At 60.3% G+C, this 4,354-nt stretch carries 3 protein-coding genes and 1 pseudogene; 2 read left to right on the forward strand and 2 right to left on the reverse strand.

Annotated features, from left to right (window positions below; translation table 11 throughout):
* Positions 1-931 (reverse strand): methyltransferase (locus AB5Y92_RS04860; RefSeq protein ID WP_368225795.1); only part of this gene is annotated, 931 nt, incomplete at its 3' end.
* A 183-nt stretch (positions 932-1,114) separates the two neighbouring features.
* Here AB5Y92_RS04860 and AB5Y92_RS04865 point away from each other — a divergent pair.
* Entirely contained in the window at positions 1,115-1,693 is a 579-nt protein-coding gene (locus AB5Y92_RS04865) for an alkylphosphonate utilization protein (RefSeq protein ID WP_005333203.1), read from the forward strand.
* Positions 1,694-1,897: 204 nt separating this feature from the next.
* Here AB5Y92_RS04865 and AB5Y92_RS04870 read toward each other — a convergent pair whose 3' ends face one another.
* Positions 1,898-3,424, reverse strand: a complete 1,527-nt coding sequence (locus AB5Y92_RS04870) for a fumarate hydratase (protein WP_368225797.1) — start codon at positions 3,422-3,424, stop codon at positions 1,898-1,900.
* A gap of 207 nt (positions 3,425-3,631) precedes the next feature.
* On the opposite strand from AB5Y92_RS04870, the pseudogene pabB reads away from it, so the two are divergent.
* Positions 3,632-4,354, forward strand: a pseudogene (pabB, locus tag AB5Y92_RS04875) (aminodeoxychorismate synthase component I); the annotation flags it as partial.

Here is a 4,354-nt window from a genome sequence, read left to right on the forward strand (position 1 = left end):
GGCTCTTTTGCATATTGGGCACCGGCAGATACTCATCCACCCCGCGCACCTGACGCTGCAGGCAGTCAAACCCGAGCCGCCACACCACTTCCTGCTCGCGTAGGCGGGCGATCCGCGCACCGCCAGTCACCGTCTCCTGTAGCGGCAACTTGAGATCCGCCTTGCTCAACACCAGCTCGCTGGCGCTGGCCGCGGCTGACAGCGGGCGATAGTGGCTGGTACGGATCAGGTGGTAACAACAGGGAGAGATGGTCACGCCGCTGGCACTGCGCTCGGCCACCCGCTCCAGCAGATGGGTGTGGAGCTCGCCGCAGGCATGGAGTGCCATAGCGTGATGCTCGGGGGCGATCAGCGCCGCCGATTCGGGTGCAAAGGCATCGGCGCAGGTAAAGGTCATATTGGCGCCATCCCGCTCGGCCAGCAACCGACCATCGTCACAAAGCTGCCCTTGCAACTCCAGACTGAGGATAGGAGCCTGTCGATGAAGTGACACCAGCCGCCCAAGATGTCCCTTGCCAGCACACCACTCCAGATAGGGGCCCGGATGGGCAGGCAGACAGGCGGTGAACGACTCGATCTGGGCCTGCTTGCGCCCCGGCATATGCAGCGCCATCTCCTTGCTGCAAGTGATGGGCTCCGGGGTAAACGGGGCAAGCTGACTGAGTTGCTGCAGCTCGGCTCCCTCGGCAATCCAGGGGGCAAGCAGACTGCTGAGGGCATCCATATCCGCATCGAGCTCTGCCAACTGGCCGAGCGTCAGCCCATTGAGCAGCGCCGCCAGTTCGGGCGCCTCATCGGTAAAGGCCATGGTCAGATGATGATATGGCTGATACTGCCACCAGCGTCGGTAGCGGGTGAGCAGTCGATCCAGGTGTTGAAAACGTTGAGCCAGCACGAATGCCCCTGCCTTGCAGTCAAAAAGGAGGCTCATTCTAGCGATCCCGCTTCAAATTGCACTCTCAATACCTGACGATCAGCGCCGCGCAACAGCACGGCCAACCCTGTGAGCCAGGGCAGACCTGACAAAGTGCGGGGTTTTATGCTATATTCCGCCCCCTCTTTCACGCGCCCCGCCCAACGCGGGTCGCTTTACACTAGCTATGGGACCAACAACATGACCATCAACGCCATTCTGCAAGCGCGCGCGGGCGCCAAGTGTGAACTGTGCAGCGCCGAGCAGGCGCTGACCGCCTTCGTGGTGCCTCACTCCCCCGCCAGCGACGATGATCACAGCGTTGCTATCTGTGACACCTGCCGTGGTCAGCTGGAACAACCGGATACCCTGGTGGTCAACCACTGGCGTTGCCTGAGTGACAGCATGTGGAGCCAGGTGCCTGCGGTGCAGGTGATGGCATGGCGCCAGCTGAAAGCACTCTCCGGCAAGGGTGAAGTGTGGGCTCAGGATCTGCTGGATATGATGTACATGGAAGACGAAGCCAAGGCCTGGGCTGAAGCTGGTATTGCTGACGAAGATGACGACAGCGTACCGACCGTTGACTCCAACGGCGCCGTGCTGCAAGAGGGCGACTCCGTTACCCTGATCAAGGATCTGGACGTGAAAGGCGCCGGTTTCACCGCCAAGCGCGGCACCCTGGTCAAGGGCATCCGTCTGACCAACAACCCGCTCCATATCGAAGGCAAGGTCAACGGCGTGCAGATCGTACTGGTTGCTGCCTACCTGAAAAAGGCCTAAAGCCAAGGGCGATTGCTCTGCTGTCTGCTGCCAGAGCACAAGCACAACGAAAAAGGATGGCGTCACGCCATCCTTTTTTATACCCGCTTGCCGCAAACGGCCAACTTGAGCCCATAACAGGCCAGCCAAAGCAAAAAGGCGCATCCGGATGGACGCGCCTTCTTTACAGGGCCGATACCGTTAACCGGCAGCGGAAACGGTCACTCAGGAGGAGAGTTTGCCGTCCAGCTCAGCAATCTTGGCCGACCAGTAGGCCGGGCCGGTTTCGTGGATATTGTTGCCTTCGGAATCGACGGCAACGGTCACCGGCATATCTTCCACTTCAAACTCGTAGATCGCTTCCATGCCGAGATCGGCAAAGGCCACCACGCGCGCCTTCTTGATAGCCTTGGCCACCAGATAGGCTGCGCCACCGACGGCCATCAGATAGACGGCCTTGTGCTGTTTGATGCTCTCGACGGTTTTCGGGCCTCGCTCGGATTTGCCGATCATGCCGATAAGGCCGGTTTCACCCAGCATCATGTCGGTGAACTTGTCCATCCGGGTGGAGGTGGTGGGGCCAGCCGGGCCAACTACTTCGTCACGCACCGCATCGACCGGGCCAACGTAATAGATGAAGCGGTTGGTGAAATCGACCCCTTCCGGCAGCCCTTCGCCATTTTTCAGCATGTCGGCGATACGCTTGTGGGCGGCATCGCGACCGGTGAGGATCTTGCCGGAGAGCAGCACGGTATCACCGCTCTTCCAGCTGGCCAGCTCGGCCTTGGTGATGCCATCGACGTTGACGCGGCGCACATTGCTACCCGCTTCACGGGTGATCTCCGGCCAGTCACTCAGTTTCGGCGGAGTCAGTTCGGCAGGGCCTGAACCATCCAGCTCGAAGTGAACGTGGCGGGTGGCGGCGCAGTTGGGGATCATCACCACCGGCTTGGAAGCGGCATGCGTCGGCGCAGATTTCACCTTCACATCCAGCACGGTAGTGAGGCCGCCCAGACCCTGGGCACCGATCCCCAGCTTGTTGACCTTGTCGTAGAGCTCGACCCGCAGCTTCTCTTCGGTGGTTTGCGGGCCACGGGCGATCAGCTCCTGAATGTCGATGTGCTCCATCAGGGCCTCTTTGGCCAGCACCGCCGCTTTCTCGGCGGTACCGCCGATGCCGATGCCCAGCATGCCGGGCGGGCACCAGCCTGCGCCCATGGTCGGCACGGTTTTCAGCACCCACTCGACGATATCGTCAGAGGGGTTGAGCATCACCATCTTGGATTTGTTCTCGGAGCCGCCACCTTTGGCCGCGATGCTCACTTCCACCTTGTTGCCGGGGATCATGTCGATATGCACCACGGCAGGGGCGTTGTCTTTGGTGTTTTTGCGACTGCCGGCCGGATCGGCCAGCACGGAGGCGCGCAGCGGGTTGTCAGGATTGGTGTAGGCACGACGGGTCCCTTCGTCCACCATCTCCTGCACCGTCATGTCGCTGTCCCACTGCACCTGCATACCGATCTTCACAAAGCAGGTGACGATACCGGTATCCTGGCAGAGCGGACGATGACCTTCGGCGGACATGCGGGAGTTGATCAAGATCTGGGCCAGCGCATCTTTGGCGGCCGGGTTGGCCTCGCGGTCATACGCCGCTTTGGCAGCCTGAACAAAATCCAACGGGTGGTAATAGGAGATGTACTGGAGGGCATCTGCGATAGAATCGATGAAATCCTGTTTTTTTATAATGCTCATATCATCCTCACTGGTCCTTGTCTCTGCCACGGAGCAGGGCAAGGGCTTCCATATGATGGGCCGTGCTGACGTGCTGGCTAAAAACTATCAACCAGCAAAAAACGAACGACACGGCAGTTTTTTCTTAAGTCACCGACACCTATGATACGCTTGCCCACCAGCACCGACTAGGGTTCGGGAACCAAACTGTTGCCTGTGTAACATAAAATGACGCCAACACTTCATATCCATCATCTAGACCATAGTGCTGAACTCCATCAGCTTTTTGCCCGCCTGCAACATCAGCCGTGGGCCATGTTGCTGGAATCGGCGGGGCCACTCGGCGCCGATAACGGCTTTGATATCATCACTGCCGATCCGCTGGCGACCCTCGAAACCCGCGGCGAAGTGACCACTCTGCATGTCGGGGCGAATATCAGCAAACACCACGAAGATCCCCTCGCCCTGCTGGCTCATACCCAGCAACAGCTGCTGGGGGAGCTGGAACTGTGCGCCACTCACCTGCCCTTTATTGGCGGCGCCCTCGGTCTGTTTGGCTATGATCTCGGCCGTCGCTTCGAACGACTGCCAGTGCAGGCCGCCGCCGATATCGCGGTGCCAGACATGGCGGTGGGCATCTACGACTGGGCGCTGCTGCGCAATGTGGCGACCGGCGACTGGCAGCTGGTGCACTGGGGGGATAAAGCAGGCCTTGCCAACCGGCTGGCCTGGCTTGAACAGCAGCAGGCCAAACCGGCCCCCGCTTTTGCCTTGCTGGGGGCGTGGCAGAGCAATATGAGCCGCGCCGAGTATGGCGAGAAGTTTGCCCGCATTCAGGCATACCTTGCCGCGGGGGATTGCTACCAGATCAACCTGACCCAGCGTTTCAGCGCCCCCTATCAGGGTGATGAGTGGCAGGCCTACTGCCTGCTGGCCACCGCCAACAAGGCC

The organism is Aeromonas sp. R1-1 (assembly GCF_040908495.1).
Lineage (GTDB): Bacteria > Pseudomonadota > Gammaproteobacteria > Enterobacterales > Aeromonadaceae > Aeromonas > Aeromonas veronii.

What these genes read in the sequence shown, in the direction of transcription:
- AB5Y92_RS04865 (WP_005333203.1), top strand. Translation starts at nt 1,115, where the DNA reads ATGACCATCAACGCCATTCTGCAAGCGCGCGCGGGCGCCAAGTGTGAA.
- AB5Y92_RS04870 (WP_368225797.1), bottom strand. Translation starts at nt 3,424, where the DNA reads ATGAGCATTATAAAAAAACAGGATTTCATCGATTCTATCGCAGATGCC.